The 22639-nt window shown below is 61.4% G+C and carries 13 protein-coding genes; 7 read left to right on the plus strand and 6 right to left on the minus strand.

Going from position 1 to position 22639, the window contains the following annotated elements; genetic code table 11:
* Positions 1-135: 135 nt before the first annotated feature.
* On the minus strand, positions 136-603 hold the full coding sequence (locus ACU8HS_RS28090; RefSeq protein WP_112570039.1) for an Lrp/AsnC family transcriptional regulator: 468 nt from the start codon (positions 601-603) through the stop codon (positions 136-138).
* Between the two features lie 132 nt (positions 604-735).
* Here ACU8HS_RS28090 and ACU8HS_RS28095 point away from each other — a divergent pair, with 132 nt between their 5' ends.
* The gene (locus ACU8HS_RS28095) at positions 736-1152 is read left to right on the plus strand and encodes a DUF2000 domain-containing protein (RefSeq protein ID WP_112570037.1); all 417 of its coding nucleotides are present in this window, start codon (positions 736-738) and stop codon (positions 1150-1152) included.
* Positions 1153-1204: 52 nt separating this feature from the next.
* On the plus strand, positions 1205-1525 hold the full coding sequence (locus ACU8HS_RS28100) for a GXWXG domain-containing protein (RefSeq protein WP_447016173.1): 321 nt from the start codon (positions 1205-1207) through the stop codon (positions 1523-1525).
* Here ACU8HS_RS28100 and ACU8HS_RS28105 read toward each other — a convergent pair.
* Positions 1463-4600, minus strand: coding sequence for an autotransporter family protein (locus ACU8HS_RS28105; RefSeq protein WP_447016174.1), 3138 nt, complete (start codon positions 4598-4600; stop codon positions 1463-1465). The two genes, ACU8HS_RS28100 and ACU8HS_RS28105, sit on opposite strands and share 63 nt — an antisense overlap.
* 251 nt (positions 4601-4851) lie before the next feature.
* On the opposite strand from ACU8HS_RS28105, the gene ACU8HS_RS28110 reads away from it, so the two are divergent.
* Positions 4852-5298, plus strand: coding sequence for an SRPBCC family protein (locus ACU8HS_RS28110; protein ID WP_112570033.1), 447 nt, complete (start codon positions 4852-4854; stop codon positions 5296-5298).
* A gap of 88 nt (positions 5299-5386) precedes the next feature.
* Positions 5387-6445, plus strand: a complete 1059-nt coding sequence (locus ACU8HS_RS28115) for an adenylate/guanylate cyclase domain-containing protein (RefSeq protein WP_447016175.1) — start codon at positions 5387-5389, stop codon at positions 6443-6445.
* A gap of 63 nt (positions 6446-6508) precedes the next feature.
* On the opposite strand, the gene ACU8HS_RS28120 is transcribed toward ACU8HS_RS28115, so the two are convergent.
* From ACU8HS_RS28120 to ACU8HS_RS28130, 3 genes are all read right to left on the minus strand, one after another.
* The gene (locus ACU8HS_RS28120; RefSeq protein ID WP_447016176.1) at positions 6509-15004 is read right to left on the minus strand and encodes a GH36-type glycosyl hydrolase domain-containing protein; all 8496 of its coding nucleotides are present in this window, start codon (positions 15002-15004) and stop codon (positions 6509-6511) included.
* 343 nt (positions 15005-15347) lie between these two features.
* Complete coding sequence (gene hmpA / locus ACU8HS_RS28125) at positions 15348-16562, minus strand: NO-inducible flavohemoprotein (RefSeq protein WP_113413395.1); 1215 nt, start codon at positions 16560-16562, stop codon at positions 15348-15350.
* Complete coding sequence (locus ACU8HS_RS28130) at positions 16555-17241, minus strand: DUF1971 domain-containing protein (RefSeq protein WP_447016177.1); 687 nt, start codon at positions 17239-17241, stop codon at positions 16555-16557. The genes hmpA and ACU8HS_RS28130 overlap by 8 nt, the downstream gene beginning before the upstream one ends.
* A gap of 103 nt (positions 17242-17344) precedes the next feature.
* Here ACU8HS_RS28130 and ACU8HS_RS28135 point away from each other — a divergent pair, with 103 nt between their 5' ends.
* Complete coding sequence (locus ACU8HS_RS28135; RefSeq protein WP_112570022.1) at positions 17345-17764, plus strand: RrF2 family transcriptional regulator; 420 nt, start codon at positions 17345-17347, stop codon at positions 17762-17764.
* A 25-nt stretch (positions 17765-17789) separates the two neighbouring features.
* On the opposite strand, the gene ACU8HS_RS28140 is transcribed toward ACU8HS_RS28135, so the two are convergent.
* The gene (locus tag ACU8HS_RS28140) at positions 17790-18809 is read right to left on the minus strand and encodes a LacI family DNA-binding transcriptional regulator (RefSeq protein WP_112570020.1); all 1020 of its coding nucleotides are present in this window, start codon (positions 18807-18809) and stop codon (positions 17790-17792) included.
* Positions 18810-19024: 215 nt separating this feature from the next.
* Between ACU8HS_RS28140 and ACU8HS_RS28145 the strand changes: the two genes are divergently transcribed.
* Together ACU8HS_RS28145 and ACU8HS_RS28150 are read left to right on the plus strand one after the other, a co-directional pair.
* A complete protein-coding gene (locus tag ACU8HS_RS28145; protein WP_447016480.1) occupies positions 19025-21283 on the plus strand; it encodes a family 78 glycoside hydrolase catalytic domain in 2259 nt (752 codons plus the stop codon).
* A 74-nt stretch (positions 21284-21357) separates the two neighbouring features.
* A complete protein-coding gene (locus ACU8HS_RS28150) occupies positions 21358-22632 on the plus strand; it encodes an extracellular solute-binding protein (RefSeq protein WP_112570016.1) in 1275 nt (424 codons plus the stop codon).
* The last annotated feature ends 7 nt before the right edge of the window (positions 22633-22639 follow it).

A 22639-nucleotide genomic window follows, 5' to 3' on the forward strand; every position in this document is an offset into this window, starting at 1 on the left:
GTCGGCGAGACTAGACCCGTTAAAACGTTGATTGTTCGATCTATATTGAAGTCGTGACGGCTTGCTTTTCAACACGATCAGCCGTCCAGCTCTGCTGGACGGCTATTCTGTCGTTCACAAGCTCAGATCGGCTTCTTAAAGGCCGACCGGGAAACCTTCAAACGGCTTGATCTCCTTGAGAACGAAGGTGGTCTGCATTTCCTTGATGCGCGGCAGACGACGCACGACCGACATGGCAAAGTCGGCATAGGAATCGAGGTCGGGAGAAACGACCTGCAACAGAAAATCCGAGTCGCCGGCAATACTGTAACAGGCGACAACCTCCTCCAATCGTGCAACTTCGGCAGCGAAGGCGTCTGCTTCGGCCTCGTTATGGCTGTCGATCTTCACTCGGATGAAGGCAAGGACCCCGAGCCCGAGCTTGCGCCGGTTGAGATCGGCCCTATACCCCTGGATCACGCCCGCCTCTTCGAGCTGACGCACTTTTCGCCAGCAAGGAGAGGTCGATGTGCCGACGCGCTCGGACAGCTCCTGATTGGTCAGCCGGCCTTCAGCCTGCAGGCTCGAGAGGATCTTCAGTTCGACCGGCTCGAATGTCGCCATCGGTAATACCTACCCCGAGATCACGAATATCAGGTCAATTCTACCAAATATCGGCATTGGGGCGCAATATCAGACAGGATTCTTCTGCGGCGATCGTTTAGCCTGTCGCCATCGCAATCTCAGGTCCTTCCGATGCTCTCCGATATTCGCATTGCCATTGTCGTCGATCCCAAACTCCCGCCAGCCCTCATTGCCAACACCGTCAGCGCCATCGGCATAGGCATGGGCGCCAAGATGCCTCTCCTCGGCGCCGAAAGATTGAGTGACCGGGCCGGCAGAACCACGGATATCGTCTCCAACCGGCCCGTGCCGATCCTGCAGGCCGATGGACAGACGATCCGCCAGATCATGCTCAAGGCACTCGACCAAAAGGAGGAACACGCCATCGTGCCGTTCCCCGGTTTTGCGCGGTCACTGCATGATTATACCGACTATCAACGCAGCTTCCCGGACAGAGACTTGAGCGATGAAGAGATCGACGGGCTCGGCCTTGCCGGGCCAGCGAAATGGGTGAGGTCGCTGACCGGTTCCTTAAAACTGTTGCGATAGATCCAACAGGATTTGTTGTCGCCCAATCGCCGGCTTCAAACTTCCAATCGAGATGATCGGGCTCTGGAGAGGGGCCGGCGTTCCCTCAGAACATCCGCTGGAGGGCGTTCTCAGGAATTTGCAATGGTTCGGCAAGCGCTTCCACTCCGACATGCGGGCCGACGCCCTGCTCTTTCAATGGCACCCCGCGCGGATCGTCGCCATCGATCCGCGCTTCGCGCCTGCCGGGCTTGTGACCAGGGCTTGTGCCAATCGGACGACCTCCCTTGCCGGGAGCCTGAAGGCCTTATCTCCGATCGATCCTTGCGGCCTAGAATTTGACATTCAGACCCATTCTTCCCGTCAGGGCATAGCTGTCCCCAACATCGTTTAGGCTGGTGTCGACCGTGGCCTCGCCATATACAGCATATTTGTTATCGCCCCAATTGTAGGTACCGCCAAGACCGAGGCCGCCCCAGAGCGGGTCCTGTTCGCTGGCGAGCCTGACGCCGGAAAGCGTGACCTCCGTGTCCGATTGGAAATTGTAGTAGAGGTTCGCGATACCATAGGCATGCAGACGGTTTGTCTGGCCCGTGTCATCAATCCAGCCAGCCTCGTAGTCGGCGGAGATACCGAGGCGTCCCCTGAGGTTGTGGGCCTCCGTTTGGGAAACTGTGCTGCCGAAAACATCGGTGAAGTCGTCATAGTCGACTGCCGAGTAGGTCAGCTGCGCCTGGGGAGTAACGGACCAGCTGGCGCCGAGCGCAATCTGTTGGCCTGCTTCCAGCCCGAATGCATAGCCAAAGCCATCATTGCCGGAAACAAGACCCATCCCGGCAGTGGAGGAGGACAGATCGCTGTCGTACCAGGTGGCGTTCGCCTGGGCATCGAGATAGAAGCCTGTTTTCCCATACCACGTCATCGATCCGCCGACGCCATAGCCCGAGCTGTTGATCGAGCCGTTGCCAAAACTCGAAGACACATCGGCGGAGATGGTGCCGTAGCGCGCCGAGATACCGCCGGTGAGATCGCCTGCGTCTCTGGAATAGAGCTGACCATCCGCCCCGACCTGCAATTGCCAGATATCTGCGTCGTAGTTGGCCCCGGTTGTCGCATTCACTGGATCGATGCTGGTATGGCGGCCAAAGATGCGTCCCCACACGCCGCTTCCAGCACCGTCGGCATTATTGGGCGGCGTGTCCGCCGCGATAGCGCTGCTGGGCCACGAGCGGTTGCCCAGGCGTTGTTGCAGCGTGTCGAGTTCATTGAAGCTCTGCAACACGCCGGCATAGGCCTCGTAGACGGGAGCGCCCGGCTGGTAGAGCGGAGACACGGAATTCAACAGGGCCGAGCGCAGATACCAGTCACCGTCGGTGGGTGTGCTGACGCCACCCTGATAAAGGCGATAGGCATAGGCGCCTGCAACGACGGCCGGGTCGCCCTCGAACGTGTAACTGCCCAAGAGCGTGAAGTTTCCGTTCGATATTCCGCCGACATCGACGATCTTGATGCCTTCGACGGTTTGCGCGCCGAGGCCGCCCAGATTGATCACATGGACATTGGTGTTGCCGGACGTGTTTCCGGTAACGACCAGCTTATCGGCAGCGGAGCTGTCGTCTCCGAGCACTGTCTCGATTTCCAGGGTGCCACCATTGCCGATATAATTGCCGGAAACAGTCAGCGTGCCGATCGAATTGCCGGGCGCAATCACACCGCCTGTGAAGTTGGTGGTGCCTCCAACCTGGCCAATGCCCTGAAGCCGCCCGCCTCTGACCTCCATCGCGCCGCCAAGAATACCGTTGACCGAAAGGATGCCGTTCTGGACCTGTGAGACGCCGACAAGGCCTGAACTATCGGCCGTGAGGATAGTCCGCCCGCTCCCGATCTGGTGGACCCCTCCTGTTCCAGTGATAGTCCCGCCGAATGTCACGACATCCGAGCGGTTGAAGGCCAGGATGCCGTCATCGGTCACGTCGCCAAGGATCGAGCCCGTCGTTCCGCCGTCGCCGAGCTGCAACGTGCCGTCGATGATGGTCGTGCCGCCACCATAGATGTTTTCCCCGGTCAGGGTGAGGGTGCCCAGGCCGTCCTTTGTCAAGCGGCCGACGCCGGAAATGACTGGAGCGATGCCAATGTCATGGCCGTCGGTATCGATGATGCCACCACCAGCCCCCAACTGCACCTGCTGAGTGCCATAGTTGGAAAAGAACGCGGCATTGTCATCGATGGCTCGCACGATGCCCCCATCGAGCGTGAGATCCGCGGTTCCCATGCCGCCCCGAAATCCACGGGTCTCCAATACCCCACGAGCACCCGGCGTGCCGTTAATGTTCAGCGTTCCGATTGCATCAGTTGCCGAAACACCGAGCCAAACCCCGGTCTTCGCGAACACCCGCCCTCCGTCGTCAATGATCATCGAGCCGACGCCGAAATGCCCCAGGGTGAGGTTAAAATCCGTCACCTGCCAGCTGGAGCCATTCCCCGTCACGGTGACACTTCCATCGCTGCCGACACTGGCGCCGACATAGCCTTGGTTGCTGATGACGGCAGCGCCGTTCTCGACGCGCATAGTACCCGTAGCGAAGCTCCCGACCGTCAGCTGTCCCGTGTTGACCCAGCTCGAGCCTGGGCCAGTCACGACCGCATCGCCAGTGTCTGAATCGCCGACGATACCCAATGTGTTCGAGACACTACCGCCGTCTTCGATACGCAAGCTTCCGTTGTCGATGGTCAGCCGTCCGGTATTTTCCCAGGACGACCCAGGCCCTGAGACCAATGCACTGCCGTGGAAAGATTGGCCAAGAATAGCATCGGTGTTGACGACAACCTTGCCACCGCCGAGGATATTCAGTGTGCCGGTCCCGCCATCTCCGACCGCGAAATAGTCGTTGTTGATCCAGGTTGATGCATTGCCGCCAGCGTCGGTGCCTGAGATGGTGGCAATGCCACCGACGACGCCGCTGCTGTTGGTGACAAGGCCGCCATCCTCAATAGTGAACGATCCCCCATCCGTGCGGGTTTCCGTGGTCGTCAACGTGGATCCTGTCCCGGTTACGGTTACCGTCCCTCCAGATACTATGGAGACATTGTCGCCTTCAGCGGCGTTGCCGGAAATCACGGCATGCCCGGAATTGACTTCAATGGATGTTGAGGCACCCGGGACGGCCGAGATGTCCCAGTTTCCGGCGTCGAACCAATCGTCGTTCCCGGCTGCGCCGGTCCAGGCGGTCTGCGCCAAGGCAGGATATGCGGTGCCAGCCATCAAGCAGCCAAGCAACGCAACGCGCGGCAGGCGGAGCTTGTACCATCTGTTGGCTGGTTCACATCCGGCTCGCACCCGCATGGGTGAGTTTGGCAACAAGCACCAAGTGCAAGCCGCCTGGATCGGCGATTGATGAAAAAAGTCCCGCGGGATCGCGGCAACTGGAGTGAATCCCGGGTTTTTCGTTGAACCCTGGAATTTGCGCATCTTCCTTCTCCGTAACACCAGGTCTAAAAGGACGCAAAACAAAACCTCGCAGAATGACAGCATCTTTGGGTTAAACGAGGATAAATTACGGGTTGTATTTTTTTGCGCGACTATCTTTAGCTAGCCTCCAGTCTTGAACAGTCATTCTCACGAAAGCGCTGACGCCCTTGTTGCGCGCGATCCTCCCCCTAAAATATCCGGGATACCGCGTCGCGCGCCCGGCCGGCGCAGAGCAAACTGGGGAGGAAGCGATGCAAGAGGCTCTCGTCGTTCGTCGCGAAACACATCTTTCCGCGCCGCCTGCGGCAGTGTTCGCCCTGTTGACGGATCCGGAAAAGATCCTCCGCTGGATGGGAACGGAGGCGGAGATCGAGCCGCAACCGGGGGGACTCTATCTCGTCAACGTGACCGGTGCACGTTTCGCTCGCGGCTCTTTTCGCGAAGTCGTGCCGGTCCACCGTCTGGCCTACAGTTTCGGCTGGGATGGCAGCGAGGTGGTGCCGCCGGGCTCGAGCCTCGTCGAGATCGATCTGATCGAACAGCCGGATGGAACGCTCCTGCGCCTGACTCATACCGGGTTGCCGAATGCCGAGCAATGCGCCGGCCATGCCGAGGGCTGGGCTCACTACCTTGGCCGGCTGAGCACCGTGGCGGCCGGACACGACCCCGGCCCTGATCCCTTCCATGGCAGGAAGTGACCGATCCTCTCAATTGAAGAAGAAGTGGGCCGGCTGACCGTTGTGGCCATGCGGCTGACATCAGACGGCCGGTATGGCATGATCGGACATGGATTTACCCGCCCATCTCGCCTGGCTGATCGATGAGGCCAGCGCCTCGCCCAGCCCCGAACAATTCATAGCCGAGCTTGGCCGCCAGTTGCTCGCCGCCGGCCTGCCGCTTGCAGGCGGCGGCCTCACCCTCGCCGTTCCGCACCCGATCATTGCGCACCGCACCTGGTTATGGCGGGTGCAGACCGGCGCCGTCATCGAAGCGCTTGATTTTGGCGGCAGCCCGACCAACAAGGCTGCCGGTGACTGGCTCGCCGGGCTTGGGCCGACATACGAAGGAAGGATCGGTCAGGGCTCCGACGGTCCGATATTGGGCTGGGCCGGATCGCGTGCGTTTGATCGCAGCGAGGAGGATCACTTGCGGCAGGTCGCGCGCTTTGCCGCGGCCCCCTTGGCTGCATTGGCCGCACGAACGGCGCTGACAACGCTGCTTGAGGCCTATCTCGGCCGACGCAGTGCCGCGCAGGTGCAGGCCGGGGCGCTCGGCCGCAGCAGCGGTGAAACCATTCGCGCCGCTTTGCTCTGCGCCGATCTGCGCGATTTCACGGCGCTCTCTGAAGCGACCGAGCCCTCCCTCATGATTGCCACCCTCGATGCCTGGTTCGACCGTGTGGCCGGCGCGGTACACGCTTTCGGGGGCGAAGTGCTGAAGTTCATCGGTGACGGTGTTCTGGCGATCTTTCCCGTAACCGGAACTCCCGGTGAGGCCTGCGATGCTAGCCTGCGCGCCGTTGCCGCCGCCCGTGCGGGCATGGCCCATCTCGACACGGCACGACAGGCACAGGGCCTGCAGCCGCTGCCCTTCGGCATGGCGCTGCATTTTGGCGAAATGCTCTGGGGCAATATCGGTGCGGCAGACCGGCTGGACTTCACCGCCATCGGCCCCGCCGTCAACCTTGTCAGCCGGCTGGAGGGGCTATGCAAGACCCTTGGCTATCGTGTGCTGATATCAGGTGCGCTGGCCGCGCACACGACCATGCAGCTCGTTCCCCTCGGCGAACACCGCCTGCGCGGCATTGCCGATCCCTGCGCCGTCTTCACGCTGCCCACGGACTGAACGACGCGGATCGCGGCAAGCGTCGGGGCAGTGACGCCAGTCGACCTGCCCCGACATGCGTTTTCATTTGGCCGCAAGCAGATATCCCTCGTTCGGATCATCGAGCGCAGCGCCGTTGACCGTCACCGAGCATCGATCCGCATCCACCCTCGAAACGGAAACCTGATATTTCCCGCTCGGAAGATCGAGTTCAGCGGAGAAGCCGTCCCATCCGGCCGGCAGGACCGGCTTGACATGCAGGCGGCCATTCTCCGAGCGGATGCCGAGGATGCCCTCCACCGCCACCCGGTAGAGCCAGCCGGCCGAGCCGGTGTACCAGCTCCAGCCGCCGCGGCCCTTGAGAGCACCCTCGCCATAGATGTCGCCGGCAATCACATAGGGCTCGATGCGGTAGACGTCTGCCGACGATTTGTCGAGCGAATGGTTGATCGGATTCAACATCTCGAAAGCGCGCCAGGCGTCGTCGGCCCGGCCCATGCGGACAAGGGCGAGCACCGCCCAGGTAGCGGCATGGGTGTACTGGCCGCCATTTTCGCGAACGCCGGGCGGATAGGCCTTGATGACGCCGGGATCGTTGACCGGCTTGACGAAGGGCGGCGTCAAGAGGCGGATGAACCTGCCTTCCTCATCCACGAGCTTGTCGCGTACGGCCTTCATCGCCATCTTGCTGCGCTCCGGATTGCCCTCGCCCGACAATACGCTCCAGGACTGGGCGATCGAGTCGATCTTGTCCTCTTCGGACTGGCTGGAGCCGAGCGGAGCGCCGTTGTCATAATAACCGCGGCGATAATATTCACCGTCCCAGCCGGCCGTTTCGATCGCTTCCTTGAGCTTGCCAAGATGCGCCGTCCAGTGGCTGACACGTTTCACATCGCCTCGTGCCTCCGCGTAGGCGATGAAGCGGCGCAAGGCACCGGCCAGGAACCAGCCGAGCCAGACGCTCTCGCCGCGACCGGCCATGCCGACGCGATCCATCTTGTCGCACCAGTCACCGCTCATCATCAGCGGCAGGCCGTTGACGCCGGTCCGCTTGATTGCGAGATCAAGGCCGAGGGCGGCGTGCTCGTAAAGCGATGCGGTCTCCTCGGAGACACGCGGTTGCAGGAAGGCGTCGTACTGACCGGGGCTCAGCTGCGCGCCTTCGACGAAGGGCAACATCTCGTCCATGATGGCCGCGTCGCCTGTGGCGGTGCAATATTGATCGATCGCATAGGCAAGCCAGACCGGATCGTCGGAGATGTTGGTGCGAACGCCGGCGCCGCTGTCTGCCAGCCACCAGTGCTGGAAGTCGCCCTCCGGAAACTGACGCCGGCCGGTATTGAGGATCTGCCGGCGCGCGATATCGGGCGAATGCAGCAGGAAGGCCAGCGAATCCTGCAGCTGGTCGCGCAGGTTCCAGGCACCGCTCGACTGGTAGAAGGCCGTGCGGGCCATGATGCGGCAGCCATATGTCTGATAGGGCAGCCAGCTGTTGACCATGAAGTCGAGGCGCTGATCCGGTGTCGAAACGCGCGTCTTGCCGGTAAACTTCTTCCAGAAGTCGCGGGTCCGGTCGAGTATGTCCTCGAACGCGACCGAGCGGATGTCGGCAATCAGGGCCGCCGCGTCCTCCTGCGAGGCGGCGTCGCCCATATAGAAGCAGACTTCGCGCACCTCGCCGGGCTCGATCGTCAGATCGAAGGCCAGGGCGGCTGCAGGATCGCCGTCAAGATCCAAAGCGTTGGAGAGACGCGACCCTGCCGAAACGGTGCGCGGCTGCTGGATCGTCCCGTGCCGGCCGATGAATTCGCGACGGCTCGTCGAAACGCTCGACGGGGTTTCGCTTGCCGCGAATGCCGCGACACGCGTTCCAAAGCTCACGCTGAACGGGTTGCTCGCAAAGACTGCCCCACTTGCGCTGTCGAAGCTGGAGATGATGAAGGGTTTGCTCTTGGTCGGATGGTTGCCGAGGATCCATTCGGCATAACCATAGAGCCGCAGCTTGCGTGCCTCGCCCGCATCGTTGCGAATGCGCAGCCGTGTCAGCTTGACCGACTTTTCCATATGGAGGGTCTGCGTGACCTCCAGGGCGATCTCGTCCTGGACCGTCGAGAAGACCGAGTAACCAAGGCCGTGACGGGCCTCGAAGCGCGTGTCGGAGCGCTGCGCCAGCGAGGAATAGGGAACGATGACCGAACCGCGATCGAGATCCTTGAGGTAGAAAGCTTCACCCGGACGGTTGGTGACCATGTCGTTGGTCCAGGGCGTCAGCTGATGATCGCGCGAGTTCTGGCTCCAGGTAAAGGCCGCGCCTTCGGCCGAGACATGGAAGCCGAAACTGTCATTGGCCACGATATTGACCCAGGGGTGCGGCGTCTGCTCGCCACCGGAAAGGCGCACGACATATTCGCTGCCATCGGCCGCAAAGCCGCCATAGCCGTTCCAGAAGGCGAGATCGCTGCCGTCGGCCGATACGGGCTGAACGGGATCGCGCACCATTCTCGGCACGAGGGTGGAATCCCCCCACTGGCCAAGCAACGCCGGCGAACCGGTCACGGAACGAGCCTTCTGCAGCTGGTCGATGAGGCTGCCGTCCCGGCCTCGCAGCACGACGCGGGAGGCGGCGATGATGGCGTCATAGGCCTCCGGCGATGTCAGGTCCTTGCGCAGTACATAAATATTGCGCTGGATGCCGGCAATCTCGCTGGCATGACGCGCCGCGTCGCAAAGCTGGTCGATCGTGCGCTGCATTTCCGCAGCCGCCTCGCCGGTGCGCTCGTTGAAGATAACGAGATCGACCTCGACGCCGCGCGACTGCAGGAGCCCCTGAGCACGCAGCAGTTCCTTGACGAGATCCGTCCCGAGCTCGTCAGTGATGCGCAGCGTCATCAGCGGCGCATCACCGGACAAAGTCGCACCCCAGAGCACGGACTGGGACTTGAGACCCTCGCGAACCGCCTTGCTGTCGGCGCGCAGCGCCATGTCGGGATAGATGATGTAGCGCGCGAACCTCTGGTAGGCGGCGGCCTCCTTCGAGTTGACGCCGATCTGGCGCAGCTGGCTTTGTGTTCTCGTCCAGGCCTGCACGAGGCCCTGGGCAAAGCTTTCCGGCTGGCGATAATGCTCCAGCGCCGCTTCGAGTTCGGCACGTTCGGCCGCAGCGACGGTCCAGAAGGTCACGCTGACCTTCTGGCCGGCCGGGATGCGGAGCGTACGGCGCAGCGATACGCAGGCATCCATGGTGAAACCGTCGGTACCCGACAGCTGTACACCGGCATCGAAGGCGGCGGCTTCAGTCAGGGTGCGTCCGCGGCCGAGGAAACGCATGCGGTCCGTCTCGAATTGCGTCGGACCGTTTTCGCCCGACGTATCGACGATAAGCTGAGCAATGGCGACATCGGGATCGGTGAGGCCGCGCTTCTGGCGTTCGACGATAACAGCATCGCCGGAAGCGGCGATCTCGGTCTTCAGGAACATGCGCGCAAAGACCGGATGGCCCGTATCAACGATATCGAGTGTCGCGACCGGCTCCATATAGGAGGTCACTTCGATGACGCGATCTTCCGTGCCGGTATTGGTGATCGTGAGACGGCGGCCTTCCGCATCGTGATCGCTGGCGACAAAGACTTCCATCTCGCTCGTCAGTTCACCGACAGTCTTGATGAACTCGGCCTTGTCGTCGCTGAAGCTGACGCGGACATGTTCATTGGCGATCGAGCGCGGCTCTGCCGTCGCTGACCACCATTCGTTCGACGCCGTATCCCGCAGGAAGATGAAGGAACCCCAGCGATCTTCCGTCGGGTCGGCCCGCCACCGGTTGACAGAGAGGTTCTTCCAGCGGCTGTAGCCGGACCCCGTCGCCGTCAGCATGGTCGAATAGCGGCCGTTGGAGAGCAGCAGCAATTCTCGCTCGCGCGACGCCGGATCTTCAAGGCGGCGCACTTCCGGACGCATAAGATCGCCCTGGATGGTCGCAGGCGCATCGGTTTCATGCTTGGCGGCCATAACCGGAATGTCGCGCGGCGCCTTTTCCTGCAGCAGCAGTTCGGCCGCCTCGATGACGGGATCGGCGTGGAAGAGTTCGCGCAGCATGCCGTCGAAGACGACATTGGCGACGGCTGCGATCGACATGCCGTGATGGTGCGCATAGTAGTTATAGACCACGGCGCACTGCTTGCCTTCCGGCACGCGGTTCGGCGTGAAATCGACGGCATCGTGGAAGCCATACATGCCAAGCGCACCGACGGCCCGCAGCCTGTTGAGGTTTTCGAGCGCGGCGACCGGGTCGTACTGGCTCGCCAGCAGCGAGGCATAAGGGGCGATGACGGCATTCTGGCCAAGACCGCGCTTCAGACCGAGCGTCGGCACGCCGAAATTGCTGTACTGGTAGTTCATCTGGTGGTCGCGGGCATTGAAGGCCGCTTCCGAGATGCCCCAGGGGGTGCCGAGCTTGCGGGCATAGTTCATCTGCTCGAGAACGATCAGATTGTTGGTCTGGTTGAGAATACCGCCGCTGCGCTCCTGCATGACGAGCGGCGGCATGAGATATTCGAACATCGAGCCGGACCAGGAGACGAGCGCCCCGCGCGAGCCGACAGGCACGACGTGACGGCCGAGCTTGTACCAGTGCTCCGTCGGCAGGTCGCCCTTGGCAACGGAGAAAAGGCTGGTCAGGCGCGCTTCGGAGGCAAGCAGGTCGTAGCAGGCGGCATCGACTTCTTCCGTCTCCACCCGGAAGCCGATCGACAGCAGCCGGCGCTCGGGGCGATAGAGGAAGCTGAAATCCATGTCGAGCGCGGTTTCGCGGGCGCGGTTGCCGACGCGGGTCAGCCTTTCGCTGATGGCGTCCTCCTGTGAGGGGTCGAAGGCCTTGTCGGTCTGATGGAGCTCGCAGGTTGCCACGAGCTTTTCGGCCCAATAGACGACTTCGTCGCTCTGTGCCGTCTTCACCTCACGATCGAGGCTGCCGGCAAGTTCGCGAATTTCGCGCGCCTGCCCGGCAAATCGCTCGATCAGGCCGGAGGAGAATTCCTTCTCCCGCCTGCCGGTGGCGACCGCCGTTTCGAGATCGGCGATCCGGCCATCCAGCCGGTCGTGCAGGGACCGGATTGACTTGTCTTCTTCCCGAAGCTCATTCAGCACCTCGCGAAGAATGGCAGCGACATCGCCGATGCCATCGAGATCGGTGTGAATGTGTGCGAGAGGAGACTGCGCCCAGATACGGCAGGCCGAGGAAACGGCAATCAGATGGCCGGCGAAATTGCCGCTGTCGACCGATGACACATAGCGGCGACCGAGCGGCTTCAGCGTGTCGGTATGATACCAGTTGAAGAGGTGGCCGCGATATTTTTCGAGCCTGTCGACGGTTTCAATCGTCTGTTCGATGCGTTTGACCGCGTCTTCGAAGGAAATCCAGCCGAAACGGCGTGCCGAAATCACCGACAGCAGATAGACGCCGATATTGGTCGGCGAGGTGCGCATCGCGACGACGGCGTGCGGCGTCTGCTGGACGTTGTCCGGCGGCAGGTAATGCTGGCCGGGTACCACGAAGTGATCGAAATAACGCCAGGTGCGCCGTGCAATCTTGCGAAGCTCGCTGCGCACGTTATCGGGCACGTCGAGCCGGTCTTCTGTTTCCGCCGTCTGGCTGACCGTCCAGGCGATGGCCGGCGAAAGGATCCAGAGAATGACGAAGGGAAGGCCGACCATCCAGGCGCTGTCGCCGGACGAAATCGTAAAGAGCAGCGCCAGGACGGCCAGCACCGGTGCCCGCCACATGACCTTGTAGTGACCGACAATGGTCGTCTGCGCCATAGCCTGGGCGCTTGCGGCCGTGCGCCATTGCAGCATCAGCTTGCGGCTGACGAAGAGGCGGTAGAGCGAGCGGATGATAGCATCGGCCATGACGCAGGCAATGTCGGCGATGAAGACGATGCGCATCGCCACCTGGGCGTTGGCATTCTCGATGTCTTTCCAGACGGTATGGAGGTGCGCCTGCAGGATGATGTCGCTGGTGCGCGGGATGATACCGTTGATCAGCGACAGGGTCGGCGCGACAAACAGGGAGAAGATCAGCAGGATCTGCCAGATGAGCGCGCCGAGCGGGTCCATCCAGTACCAGCCGAGAACGGATGCCAGGAACCAGGCGATCGGGGTCAGCGAGCGACGCAGGTTGTCGAACATCTTCCAGCAGCCGAGCGCGGTCACACCGCGACGGTCGTCGAAGATGTAAGGCAGAAGCTGCCAGTCGCCGCGTGCCCAGCGATGCTGGCGCGAGACTTCCACTTCGTAGCGAATTGGAAAATCCTCGACCAGCTCGCAGTCCGTCACCAGCGCGCAACGCGCCATCGAACCTTCGAGCAGGTCGTGGCTGAGAACCGAGTTCTCCTTGATCCGTCCCTTCAGCGAAGCTTCGAAAGCGTCGACATGGTAGAGACCCTTGCCGGTGAAGGTGCCTTCGCCGGTAATGTCCTGATAGACGTCGGAAACGGCAAAGACGTAAGGATCAAGGCCGCGGTTGACCGAGAAGACGCGCTGGAAGGTAGAGGCGTCCTTGCCTGTCGTGAGCGACGGCGTCACACGCGGCTGCAGCACGCCATAGCCGTCAACCACGCGCTGTTTCTTCTCGTCGAAGACCGGCCGGTTGATCGGATGATGCAGCTTGCCGACAAGTTTCGTCACGGTGTCGCGGACGACACGCGTGTCGCTGTCGAGCGTCATCACATATTTGACGTCCTGCGGTACGACATCGGCGCCGGGCAGAAAGCTCGTGTTCGGCTCGCCGCGCAAAAGCATGTTGAGTTCATGCAGCTTGCCGCGCTTGCGTTCCCAGCCCATCCAGGCGCCTTCGGCGGGATTGTACTGGCGGCGGCGATGCAGGAGATAAAAGCGCTGCTTGCCGTTTTCGGCATAACGCGCCTCCAGGTTGGCGATCTTGCTCAGCGCATAATCGAGCACTTCGAGATCGCGGGCGTTCTGCTCCTCCTGTGCGTCCGGCCAGTCGCTCAGCAGCGCATAGTAGATTTCACCGCGCGCGTTGGCGAGATAATGGACCTCGAGATTGCGAACGAGCTCATCGACATGTTCCCGCTTGCCGATCAGGCAGGGGATGGTGACGAGCGTGCGGGCTTCGGCCGGCAGCCCCTTCTTGAATTCGTAGCCGACAAGGCGATCCGGCGTGATGAAGAAGGTGGCGAAGAAGTTGAAGAGGCCGGTCGCTCCCTCGGAGGCGGGAAGCGCGAACATCGCCAACAGCACGACCGTCGCAAAAAGCGGCATGCCGGCATCGACAAAAATCGCATCGGTGATGACCAGCGCCAGCAGCGTCAGGAGCAGCACCGGCACGGCGATTGCCAGCCAGTTCAACTTGCGGATGACGCGCATGAACCGCAGGCCGAGCGGCGGCCGGAAGCCGATCTCCCTTTCGAGCGCCGGGCGCCCGTTGCCGACGAAATAATAGCCGACATTGCCGGCGGCGGACGACGGATCCTGACGGCCCGCCTTCGCACCGTCGGCCAGACGGACGGCCGCTTCGGCTATATCCATTTCCGTCTTGTCGGAGCGCTTGGCAAGCTTCTCGATCTGGCGGCGATAGCTGTTGCGGGAACCGGAATCGAGTTCGGCATAATCCGTCTGCTGCCAGAGCAGCTTGTCGATCGTACTGACTTCTTCGACCCATTCGGACCAGTCGGTATCGTTGATCTCGCGCAGGCTCTTGATGATGCTGCCCATCAGCGCATTGGCTGCGCCGAGGCGGACCTGTTCGGCCGACATGACGGCCTCGGCGTCCGTTCCCTTCGCCGCAAGCCTGGTCTCAAGCCAGGTCAGTGCGGCTTCGGTCGGCTCAAGCGCGTTGCGCAGCCGGTAATGAAGCTGGGTGACGAAAGTCGTGTCGTCGAGATTGGCGGAAAGCGTTTCGAGGTAGCCTGCGGCCCCGGCATCGCCGAGCGCGATCGCCTGTGTGGCGGCCGCATTGGCGCTCGAGCGCATTTCACGGCTCTTGTCGATGCGGGTCGCGACATGGCGAAGATTGTCGATCAGCACGTAGCGAACGAGCGAAGGCAGCGCCCAGAGTTCGCCGATGCGCAGCGTCTCCCTGTCCTGAAAGCCTTCGGTAACAGCCGCCATGCCGGCATTGCTGATATTGCTGTGCGCATGCGCCATATAGAGCCAGGCAAGCGCCAGCGTGCGCGGCACTTCGGTCCCGTCGAGCGTGATCTTGCGCAATTCCCGATAGAATTTCTTCGGGAAATCGCGGCGTACTTCCTGGATCGCTTCCTCGACGATATAGTGGTTATCGAGCAGCCATTCGGCAGCCGGCGTGATGCTCTCGCCCGCATCGACATCCGCTGCAGCCGCGCGATAGACCCTCAGGATCTCCGCCTCGTTTTCCCGATGCCGCTGGAAGAAATCGAATCCCTTGAAATTTGCCACGTCCAGCGCGCGGCTCTCTGCAAACTCCGCGGCCTTGACCCTCAACTGCTCATTCGACAGCAGGGGCGCGCGGATGCCGAAATCGGGATCTGCGGCGGTTGCCTGAACATGCGCGCTCGAAGCGCCCGTAATCTTTTGAGAGGACATAGCGTTTTCTCTTCTACTGGGTTCGTGTCCGGCCAATGCATTCTTGCGGAACTGGATGCGAGAAGGGGCACGAGCGTTTCGAATTGGGCATCTTCATTGCTTTTTTAGCGGGAGTTTACATTCAAACTTGGATTGTTCGAAATGGCGGATAGTGGTCAATAGCGGCGGCAAAATGAACGGGCGATTAATCGGGCCGCCAGCCAGGAAAAATGGACCCCCGGCCTCATGCGGCCACCCTGGCGACGCCACGCGAAACGCAATCGACCGGCCGGAGCCACCACGGCTCCGGCCGGTCGAATTTTTGTTACGGCAGTGAGTTTTAGCCGCTCAGTCGCGGGCGGTTTCAGGCCGCCAGCAACTCATCCGTCGGGCCGAAGAATTCATAGTGGATGCGATCGCTGGAAACGCCAAGCGCCCGCAGATCACCGACAACCGACCGCAGGAAGGGCTTGGGGCCGCAAATATAGAAATTTGCCGTTTTGATCGGTGTGTTCGCCTCCAGCCACCTTCCGGTGATGAAGCCGTCCTCGTCATGCGAAAGGCCCGCCACGTCCCTGTCTGACGGATCGCTGTAGAAGGTGCTGACGGCGACGCGGCCATGGCGTTGGGCAAGGGAGCGGACATGCCTGTCCATCGCGTGCGTCGAGCTATTGAGCGCACCGTGAACGAAATGCGCTTCGACGTCAGGATAGTCGGCCGCGATCGCTTCCAGCATGCTGACCATGGGTGTCAGACCGACACCACCGGACAGCAGGATTACTTCGCTGTTCGGTTCCTCGGGCAGGAAGAAGTCTCCGGCAGGCGGAGTGACCCTCAAGATCGTCCCCACCTCGACGTGATCATGCAGGTAGCGCGACGCGCCCTTGCCGTTTTCCTCCCGCTTGACCGATATGCGGTAGAAGTCCTGGTTCGGGCCGGACGAGATGGAGTAATTCCGCTTCATCCTGATGCCGTCGGGAAGACTGAAGTCGAAGGTCAGATATTGGCCGGCGCGATGCAGGGCCACGGCTTGTCCGTCAACGGGGCGCAGGACGAAGGAAGTAACGACATCGCTTTCCTTGATTTTTTCGGCCACCCTGAATTCGCGCCAGCCATTCCAGCCGCCGGCCCGCTTTTCAAGCTCTGCCCGTATCTGTTCCTCTCTTTCGATCAGGGTATCGGCCAGAAACCAATAGGCTTCTCCCCAGGCGTCCATCAGCTCCTCGGATGCCGCTTCGCCCAGGACTTCACGGATTGCTGCCAGCAACGATTTGGCGACATAGGGATAATGTTCCGACAGGATATGAAAACCGATGTGCTTGTGCGCGATCCGTTCGATGACGGGAACGAGGGGCGCGAGGTTGTCGATATTCTGGGCATAACCGACAATCGCTGCCGCCAGCGCGTGAACCTGAGAGCCGTTCTCGCCGTGGTTGGCCTGATTGAAGAGTGCCTTGATATGCTCGTCTTTAAACAGCAGCCCATACATGGTCTTGGTAATATCGCTCGCATGCGCGGCGACCGCCGGAGCACTCTGCTTCACCAGTTCAATGGTGCGTGCCGAAAGCGGATTAGGCATGTTCTTTCCTTTCACTACTATCAACATGGAGGGGATCGCGATCGAAGAATTCGATCTGAAACTGTACCGGGCCGTGAAGCTCGAGATGATGCTTCACCTCAGGCAGGATCCGGCCGATACAATCGGGGTTTAAGGGGCTCACGGTCTGCCCTGTCACCAGACGCATGCTGCCCGTCAGGACGCGGATGAGCGCCCAGGCACCGGGTTTGACCCGGTGGCTTTCGAGAAGGGCCGCTGGCACGGTCGCTTCGTCGAAGATCTTTGTCGTCCTGTACGGCTTCGGCACCGGCGCAGGCTTTTCAGCCCGCAGCTCGAGCATCTCTCCGGTCAGTGCCAGGTTCAGCCGCGAGGCAATCCGCCCCGCCTTGACCTGCATCTCCTGCGCGACCTTGAGCGGCAGCATCTCGTTCGTCGTCTCACGCCAGATCGCAAGCCAACGCTCGAACATTGCCGGCTCTATCCTGTCAGCGTGGATCAGGTGCATGGCAACGGGATTGCCCTTGTATTTGCCCGATGTCAGCATCAGCGATGACCAGAATTCGGTCAGTCGCTGCAAATGCTCCGGCCAATCGGAGACCACGGCGAAAACCGGGCCGAGCATCGGATCGCGCCGAACCCTCTCGTAAAATCGCTCCAGCAGGGGGAGGATCTGTTCCTCTTCCAACCTCGTCGCATCCATCGCATCGCTCCATAATCATGCATCTGGGATGCATGTATACGTAGCCAGAAAAAGATGCTATCGAAATGCATGATTTCTCTTTGGGCGTTTTGACGCAGGTGCCATGAAGCTTACACGGTACACCGACTATGCGATCCGCGTGATGATTTACCTCGGCTCACACGAGGGAGAAATCCGCTCGATCAAGGAGGTCGCCGACGCCTACGCCATCTCCCAGAACCATCTGATGAAGGTGGTTCAGGATCTGGCGAAAGCCGGTTTCGTGGAATCGATCCGGGGCAGGCACGGCGGCATTCGGCTTGGCCGCCCGGCCGCCGCTACCAACCTCGGCAAACTGCTGCGGCATACGGAAGGCCTCGACGACATTCTCGAATGCTCCTCCTGTGCCATCAGGGGCGGCTGCGGCATGCCGCCTATCCTGCGAGAGGCGACCGAGGCTTTTGTCGGCGTCTTCGATCGCTACAGCGTCGCCGATATCATAGAACGGAAAGACGTGCTGAAGGCGTTCTTTGCCGCCGCATGACTGACGGCCGTCCGCCCCCTGCCCTTCAGGTACTTCCGCGCATTTCGACATGCGGTTCGATCAGCAGGTGGCGGGCCTCCTCGCGACCATCGATCCTGCCGAGCAGCACCTCGGCTGCGGTTCTGCCCAGGCCGGCGGCGTTCTGGTCCACGCTCGTCAGGCCGACGAGCGGTATGGCCGCCATGGGCGAATTGTCGTAGCCGATAATCGCAAGATCTTCCGGCACCCGCACGCCGCTCATGCGCGCAGCATTGATGAGCGGAACGGCATCGAGATCCGACCAGACGAAGACAGCGCGGGGGCGATCCTTCAAAGCCAGGAAATCATTGATTGCGGGCCTGCGATCCACGCCGACGGGCGGCAGGCGGATGATGCGGCCCTCCAGACCGGCGGCCTTCGTGGCCGCCAGATAACCCTTCTCGCGCTGGAGCGCGACGACGGTCTGCGGTGAATCGCCAAGCTCATAACCGAGCATCGCGATGGACTCGTAACCGGATCGCAATGCCGCCTCCACCGCCAGAGCAGCTCCCCTGCGGTCATCGGAATTGACCGTGTCGTAGGTCTGAGCGTGCGGTTCGTGATGGGCAATGACGACGATCGGGATCTGACGCGCGTAACGCTCCAGCACCCTGCCCGATATTCTGGGAGCGATGATCAGCACACCGTCCATGCGATTATCAATCATCGATTCGATCATCGACGCCTCGATCGGGCTCGTGGAACGGCCGATGCCGATCAGCGCCTTGAAGCCGCTCTCCGCCAGCGTGGCGTTCGCCTCCTCGATGACGCCGGCCAGGAACGGGTTCGACAATTCGATGACGAGGACGCCGACCGTCTGCGTGCGGCCGCGCATGGCGCGCGCGGCCACGGAAGGCCGGTAATTCAGCTTCTCGATCGAGGTCTCGACCTTCGTTCGCAAGACGTCGCTGACGCCGTAGGCATTGCGCAGAACCTTCGATACCGCAGCGACGGAGACGCCGGCATCCTGAGCCACGTCACGGATCGTGATCCTGTCTCTCGTCGCGTTAACGGCCTGATTTTTCATTCCAAATTGCCTCACTCTCACGTGTCCCGAAAATTATAGGCACAAAAGCTCTTGCGCGGCAATCGATAGTGTAGAATGATATACATAGAACGATACACACGAGCAATCGCCGGAGGAATTGGCGGTTGGGGAGGTTCTGAATGAAGACTGTTTCGGCCCAGGGCATCACTGGGGAGGACGGCCTTGCCGGTTCTGCTTTCCAGTTTACAGCGTCGATGATCGGCCCGTCCTGCGACGGCGGCCAGGCAACACCAGGCACGTTCGTTTCGCGGGAGTTCACGCTGGAGGCCTTTCCCGCCGAAGCAACGCTGCGTATCTCGGCCCTCGGCCTCTATCGTGCCTTCCTCAACGGAAAGCGCGTGGGCAACGATCTTCTGACACCCGGCTGGACCTGCTACGACGACCGGATCGCCTATCAGACCTACGATGTCGCAAAGCTCCTGCAACCCGGCAGCAACCGCATCGAGATCTGGCTGGGTGACGGCTGGTATCGCAGCCAGCTTATGTGGGCCGCCAATCCGATCGTCAATTGCTGGGGCGAGCGGACGGCGGCCATCGCCGAATTGCACGCCGGCGGCGAGCTGCTTCTGAAGACGGACGGCAGCTGGAAAAGCGGCTTCACTCCCGTCCTGCGCAACGGCATCTATTATGGCGAGGACTATGACGCCCGCATCCGCCCGCAGGACAGCCACGGTATCGATGTGCTCCCGTTCGACAAGGCTCTGCTGGTTCCGCACGAGACCGGCGCGGTCAAGGAACTGGACGCTCTCTCGCCGACCGACAGCTGGACCGAGGCGGATGGCCGAACCGTCTATGATTTTGGGCAGAATGCCGGCGCCTATATAAGGCTGCGCCTCAAGGGCGCTGCCGGCGCGCAGGTGCGCGTCGAGCATTCCGAAGTGCTCGGCCCCGAGCGCTTCTTCGACAACCGCAACTATCGCAGCGCGCGCGCCGAACTGATCTATACGCTTTCGGGGCAAGGCGAAGAGGAATACGCGCCGCTCTTCACCTTCATGGGTTTCCGCTTTGCGCGCGTTACCATTACCGGACAGGCCGAGCTTGTCGCGATTGCCATGGTGCCGGTTACTTCGGTGCCGACACGCGCCGGCGGCTTCACGTCGGGCATCGCCGCCGTCAACCGGCTTGTCGACAACACGATCTGGTCGCAACGCTCCAATTTCATCGAAGTGCCGACCGATTGCCCGCAACGCGACGAACGCCTCGGCTGGACGGGCGATGCTCAGGTATTCGCCGGTACGGCCTGCTGGCTCGCAGACAGCCACACCTTCCTCAGGAAATATCTCCGCGACGTGATCCACGACCAGCGTGCCAATGGCGCGGTCTCGCATTTCTCGCCGGACCCGACGCGACTGCACCCGATCGACGGCCGCGGCGAGTGGGCAGGATCGACCGGCTGGGGCGACGCAATCGTCATCATTCCCTGGCAGCTCTACCTGCATTACGGCGACAGCGCGGCGCTGGAGGAGTGCTTTCCCGCGATGCTTCGCTGGCTCGACTATCTCTGGGGCATCTCGAACGGACCGATCATCCGCCCGCCCGCTCTCTGGGGCGCGCACGGCTTCACCTTCGGCGACTGGCTGCAGCCGGTCGGAGACAACAGAAAGCCGCGCCCGACCGTGGCAGACGATTGCGCAGCCACCCTCTATCACTTTATCTCGACGCAGCTCACGGCAAAGATTGCCCGCATCCTCGGCGAAACCGTTGAAGCCGCGCGGCTCGAAAAACGTGCGGAAGAGATCAGGGCGGCGTTCAAGCACGAATTCTTTTCACCCTCCGGCCGTATTGCCCATAACGACCAGACTTCATGGTCTCTCGCATTCCTCTACGGCCTTGTTCCGCCCGAATACGAAGAGGCCGCTCGGGGTTATTTCCGTCGGGTGGCGGAGGAGACCGAGGGCGTCATCGGCACGGGTTTCATCGGCACCCCTGCCCTGCTGCCAGCCCTGACCCGGCTCGGCATGCTGGACCTTGCCGAGAAGATGTTCCTCAACCGGAAGGTCCCCGGCTGGCTCTATCAGGTCGAACGCGGAGCGACATCGATATGGGAACGATGGGATGCGCTTGCCGAAGACGGGACGATCTACGATCCCGACATGAACAGCTATAATCATTATGCCTACGGCGCCGTGTGCCAGTGGCTCTTTGAGGACGTTGCGGGCATCAAGCCGCGGGAAGACAAGCCCGGTTTCGAGGAAGTGAGCTTCGATCCCGCGATCCTGCCCGCGCTCTCGCCGGTTTCGGCCTGGCACGACACGCGTTTTGGCCGCATCGAAGCGGGATGGACCCTGGAGGAGGGAACCGTCACATGCCGCCTTGTGCTGCCGCAGGGCGTAACGGCGCGCCTGCAGGCCAGGGGCGATCGCAAGTCGCTGAAGGCAGACGGCATTCCGGTCGAGCAAGGTGAGGAGACGAAGCTCGAAGCAGGAGAACACACGATTACGTTTTCCATCTGATGCGGCGCTCGCGGGTCTTTGATCCGCGAACAGCCAGCCCAACGCATTCCGGTCTTCAAGAGGAGGAAGTGACTATGCGAATGACGAAGTGCAGCATCCTTGCAGCCAGCATCATGGCTCTTGCCGCTGGAGTGGCACATGCGGATGTGACCCTCAGCGTCCTGATCGATACCAATCCGGAGACGATTGCCTCGTTCGATGCGGTTTCCAAAGCCTACATGGAAAAGCATCCGGACGTTACGTTCGATGTCGAGCAGCGCGCCGGTGGGTCCGAGGGTGACAATATCGTCAAGACCCGGCTCGCCACCGGCGAAATGGCCGATATCTTCCTGTATAACGGCGGCTCCCTCTTCCAGGCTTTGAAGCCGCAGGAAACGATCGCAGATCTTTCCGATCTTCCGTCGGAAGCCGGCATTCTCGACAGTTTCAAAAAGGTCGTCACCAGCCCGGACGGCCATGTCCGCGGCCTTCCTTTCGGTCCCGCCATGGGCGGCGGCATCTTCTACAACAGAAAGATCTACGCCGATCTCGGGCTCACACCGCCGAAGACCTGGGCGGAGTTCATGAGCAACAACGAGAAGATCAAGGCGGCCGGCAAGGTGGCCGTGGCGCAGACCTATGGCACGACCTGGACTTCGCAGCTCTTCGTGCTTGCCGACTTCTATAACGTTCAAGCCGAGGTTCCGAACTTCGCGAGCGACTATACCGCCAACAAGATCAAATATGCCAATACGCCTGCTGCGCTACGCGGCTTCGAACATCTTGAAGAGGTAGCGAAAGGCGGTTTCCTCAACGCGGACTTCGGCGCGGCGACCTTTGACGACGGCATGCGGATGGTGGCCACCGGCGAGGCCGCGCACTATCCGAACCTCACCTTCGGCATCGGCAACGTTCAGCAGAACTTTCCGGACAAGCTGAAAGATCTGGGCTTCTTCGCCCAACCCGGCGTGGATGCCGCCAAGAACGGCCTGACGGTCTGGATGCCCTCCGCACTCTATGCTTCCGCAAAGTCCGAAAACCTCGAAGAGGCCAAGAAATTCCTTGATTTCGTCGGCTCCAAGGAAGCCTGCGATCTGATGGCGAAGGCCGTCCCGTCAGGTCCCTATCTCGTCAAGGGATGCGAACTTCCGAAGGATGTTCCGCCGGTTGTTTCCGACATGCTGCCCTATTTCAATACCGACGGGCATAACGGTCCCGCCCTCGAATTCCTCTCGCCCGTCAAGGGACCGGCGCTCGAGCAGATCACGGTCGAGGTCGGGACCGGCATCCGTTCGGCCAAGGATGCCGCCGCCCTCTACGATCAGGATGTCGAGAAGCAGGCCAAGCAGCTCGGCCTGCCGAACTGGTAACCTTCCA

The organism is Rhizobium sp. KDH_Rht_773_N, assembly GCF_052946295.1.

Bases quoted from the DNA above. Each gene is read 5' to 3' on its own strand.
- ACU8HS_RS28095 (WP_112570037.1), top strand. From the start codon at position 736: ATGCTCTCCGATATTCGCATTGCCATTGTCGTCGATCCCAAACTCCCG.
- ACU8HS_RS28120 (WP_447016176.1), bottom strand. From the start codon at position 15,004: ATGTCCTCTCAAAAGATTACGGGCGCTTCGAGCGCGCATGTTCAGGCA.
- ACU8HS_RS28100 (WP_447016173.1), top strand. From the start codon at position 1,205: ATGATCGGGCTCTGGAGAGGGGCCGGCGTTCCCTCAGAACATCCGCTG.
- ACU8HS_RS28105 (WP_447016174.1), bottom strand. From the start codon at position 4,600: ATGCGCAAATTCCAGGGTTCAACGAAAAACCCGGGATTCACTCCAGTT.
- ACU8HS_RS28150 (WP_112570016.1), top strand. From the start codon at position 21,358: ATGCGAATGACGAAGTGCAGCATCCTTGCAGCCAGCATCATGGCTCTT.
- ACU8HS_RS28135 (WP_112570022.1), top strand. From the start codon at position 17,345: ATGAAGCTTACACGGTACACCGACTATGCGATCCGCGTGATGATTTAC.
- hmpA (WP_113413395.1), bottom strand. From the start codon at position 16,562: ATGCCTAATCCGCTTTCGGCACGCACCATTGAACTGGTGAAGCAGAGT.
- ACU8HS_RS28130 (WP_447016177.1), bottom strand. From the start codon at position 17,241: ATGGATGCGACGAGGTTGGAAGAGGAACAGATCCTCCCCCTGCTGGAG.
- ACU8HS_RS28110 (WP_112570033.1), top strand. From the start codon at position 4,852: ATGCAAGAGGCTCTCGTCGTTCGTCGCGAAACACATCTTTCCGCGCCG.
- ACU8HS_RS28145 (WP_447016480.1), top strand. From the start codon at position 19,025: ATGATCGGCCCGTCCTGCGACGGCGGCCAGGCAACACCAGGCACGTTC.
- ACU8HS_RS28115 (WP_447016175.1), top strand. From the start codon at position 5,387: ATGGATTTACCCGCCCATCTCGCCTGGCTGATCGATGAGGCCAGCGCC.
- ACU8HS_RS28140 (WP_112570020.1), bottom strand. From the start codon at position 18,809: ATGAAAAATCAGGCCGTTAACGCGACGAGAGACAGGATCACGATCCGT.
- ACU8HS_RS28090 (WP_112570039.1), bottom strand. From the start codon at position 603: ATGGCGACATTCGAGCCGGTCGAACTGAAGATCCTCTCGAGCCTGCAG.